We start from the raw sequence: 3,307 nt of genomic DNA, 5'->3' as shown, positions 1-3,307 counted from the left end.
ATACCAAACTTTAACCATTAAAGCAGGCATAAGTCTTAAAGTTCAATCTTTTCTACCTTTAATTATCACCAATATCGCTGTTGCATTTATTTGTTTAATGAATATTTTCAACTATAAAAAAAGAAGTTTTCAAAAACGTATTGCCGTTATTTCGATCATACTAATTGGAGGTTTTGCTTTTTGGTGCAGTGTTTATGCTAAAAAACTACCTGGCGGTATTGAAGGTGCTAGTTTTGGTGTTGGAGCATATTTGCCTGCCTTAGCTATTTTATTCGTTGTACTTGGCATTTTCGGCATCAATAAAGATGAAAGATTAATCCGCTCGGCCGAAAGGTTAAGATAATTCGCTTATGACTTACAGAAATACATTTACCGTTCTTTTTATCTGTTTACTCTTTTCGTGCAAAAAAGGCGGAAGCAAATCTGAAATAAATTTCCCATTAATGCTACAAACAGAAAATCTGGTTAAAAAATCGGAAACACGTTTATTTACGGCGAACGGTGAAATAAAAGATCAAAATATAATTAAGCAGTTTATTAAAAACGAAAGCATCTTTATTTTACCAGATCACTAGGTTGCAGATGGTAGCAGTCTGGTTTTTTCAACTAATGATGTGGCAACAATTGACGGAAATGTAAACTATACAGTAGTAAAAGACGGAGATTTAATTTTGTTCTACTCTCCAAAAACCGTGTTAACCAACAATCAACTCATTGATCAGATTTTTAAATACCGGGCTCCAATAACTCCTATCCCAACTCAGAATGGATACAACTTTATTACACAGGAAGTAAGGGTTGCCCGTGGGGATTACGATAAATTTTCATTTTCGAGAACAGTTTTTTTGCTAAAACGCGGAGCCACTTCAAAACAATTGGGGATTACATTTAACGATATTGCAGATGATATAGTTTCCAAATTGACAGCTCAGGATACCCTGGCCTATTTAGAAACCGCACTGATTATGGCCCGTTAACGACTCAAAAAACAAAATAGTTTGATTAAAACTATTTATCTAATATTAATTTTAAATATTTTTTGGCACTAATCTGCTTTGCAAACATTTTCAACTTTAAAAGTAGAAGCGCTCAAAAGAGGATTACAATGCTGACCATCATTACTAATTGCCGGTTTTGCATTTTGGTGTAACTTTTATGCCCACACTCATTATTTTATTTTTGATTCTTGCCATCTTCGGCATTAACAAGGATGAAAGATTGATACGCTCGGCTGAAAGCTTGCGCTAATTCTTTAATTTTAACAGAAAATTACCTCTCTCTATGCACATTAAAATAAATCATGCGGTTAACTATATCTGTTTAGTGGTTTTGCTTTGCGGAATCTTATCATGCAACAAAAGCATCCATACTTTTGAAAAAGCCAAACTTACCTCTGTACCACAGCCGTGTTTAACAACCGCATTACAGCTGATTGATAGCTTAAAAAGCAATTTAAATATTGATGTGAATAGGATTTATCTGATCGGTTTTTCGATGGGGGCTTCTTCTGTGATCAATGCCTTATCGTTAAAACCAGATTTATTTGCCGCAGGCATAAGCATTTCTGGCATACCGCAATTCGACAAAGTAAAAACACTCACGAACATTCCAATTTGGTTGATTCACGGAAATATGGATACCGAAAACCCTTTTAATAGTGATGAAAAGTTTTTTGAAGAGGTAAAATACAACAACAGAACCAGGTTTTGGGAATTCGACAGTCTGGCCCACAACGATATTTTCGCTCCCGCAATTTTAACTGACGAACTGCCCCATTGGCTGTTTAAATACAAACATAAATAGCTGCTTTACCCCAGCAACCTAAACCCGGTTGGCGTGAAAATCCTTTTTAAAACCTGAAAGGTTTGAAAAAGATTGAAACAGAAAACGGGACTGAGGTAACCTAAGCACAACTGCAGCCGCTTTCCAAACAAAAAACACGTGTTCTTGTTGCAATCACGACCTCAATTTAAACCTTCTACACCCTACCTTTTCCATCATCCATCTTACATCTACTGTTACTTCCTTATTTTCAAATATTTAGCTTAAAAAACTATTTACTTGATTATCTGTGAAATACGAAATATTAACCTTACCTTTGCGGCTCAATTAAAAATAAAAAGACGAATGACAAACCCATTTCAATTATTGGGGATAAGTGATGACGTCGTTAATGCCGTAAAGGATCTTGGATTTGAAACTCCAACACCTATTCAGGAGCAAAGTATTCCTGTACTGTTAGAAGGCACTAATGATTTTGTTGGTTTGGCCCAAACAGGAACAGGAAAAACAGCCGCATTTGGTTTGCCGCTGTTAGAACTAATCGATTTTAAAGTTAATAAACCACAGGCATTGATTTTATGCCCTACCCGTGAGTTATGCTTGCAAATCGCTAACGACCTTAAAAACTTTTCTAAAAACGTTGCTAATGCCCACGTTGTTGCCGTTTATGGTGGCGCGAACATTATGCAACAACTACGCGAAATACGCCAAGGCGTTCAGATCGTAGTGGCCACGCCCGGCCGTATGTTGGACATCATTGGCCGTAAAGCCATTGATTTTTCTTCAGTTAAATATGTTGTGCTTGATGAAGCTGACGAGATGTTGAACATGGGTTTCCAGGACGACATTAACGACATTTTATCAACTACTCCTGATGACAAAAAAACCTGGTTATTCTCGGCTACCATGCCTGCAGAAGTTCGCCGTATAGCTAAAAACTATATGGACAACCCTGTTGAATTAACCATGGGCACAAAAAATACAGGTAATGTAAACATCGAACACGAATATTATATTGTTCGTGCACGTGATAAATACGCTGCCTTAAAACGTATTGTAGATTTTAACCCTGAAATTTTTGCCGTAGTATTTTGTAAAACCAAATTGGATACACAAGATGTTGCCGAGCACTTAATTAAAGATGGTTACAATGCTGATGCCTTGCACGGCGATTTATCGCAACAACAACGTGATAAAGTAATGCAACGTTTCCGTGAGCGTAACATGCAGTTGTTAATTGCTACTGATGTTGCCGCACGTGGTATCGATGTAAACAATGTAACACACGTAATCAACTATTCTTTACCTGACGAAATTGAAAGTTATACCCACCGTTCTGGCCGTACAGGCCGTGCTGGTAAAACTGGTATCTCTATCTGTATCATCAACTCTAAAGAAGTTGGAAAAATCCGTCAGTTAGAACGCATTATTGGTAAACAATTTACCAAAGCTGAGCTTCCTACAGGATTTGATGTTTGTGAAAAACAATTGTTCTCTTTGGTACATAAAGTACACAATGTAGAAG

The 3,307-nt window shown here is 36.8% G+C and carries 5 protein-coding genes; all 5 read left to right on the top strand.

Going from position 1 to position 3,307, the window contains the following annotated elements:
* The coding region (locus tag AC1DND_RS26850; RefSeq protein WP_477585780.1) for a DUF4293 domain-containing protein at positions 1–343 on the top strand (343 nt) is incomplete at its 5' end.
* 271 nt (positions 344–614) lie between these two features.
* Positions 615–977 (top strand): hypothetical protein, encoded by a 363-nt coding sequence (locus AC1DND_RS26845; RefSeq protein WP_477585778.1) that lies wholly within the window; start codon positions 615–617, stop codon positions 975–977.
* Positions 978–1,155: 178 nt separating this feature from the next.
* Positions 1,156–1,248: a hypothetical protein gene (locus tag AC1DND_RS26840; protein WP_477585776.1), complete on the top strand. Its 93-nt coding sequence runs from the start codon at positions 1,156–1,158 to the stop codon at positions 1,246–1,248.
* Between the two features lie 33 nt (positions 1,249–1,281).
* A complete protein-coding gene (locus AC1DND_RS26835; RefSeq protein WP_477585774.1) occupies positions 1,282–1,803 on the top strand; it encodes a carboxylesterase family protein in 522 nt (173 codons plus the stop codon).
* Between the two features lie 324 nt (positions 1,804–2,127).
* Positions 2,128–3,307: DEAD/DEAH box helicase (locus tag AC1DND_RS26830; RefSeq protein WP_477585772.1), on the top strand; the 1,180-nt coding region annotated here is incomplete at its 3' end.

Source organism: Pedobacter sp. 01N416 (assembly GCF_056399685.1).
This window is presented reverse-complemented; position numbering and strand designations above follow the sequence as displayed.

Excerpts from the sequence above, each read along its gene's own strand:
- AC1DND_RS26840 (WP_477585776.1), top strand. The coding sequence starts at position 1,156 with ATGCCCACACTCATTATTTTATTTTTGATTCTTGCCATCTTCGGCATT.
- AC1DND_RS26835 (WP_477585774.1), top strand. The coding sequence starts at position 1,282 with ATGCACATTAAAATAAATCATGCGGTTAACTATATCTGTTTAGTGGTT.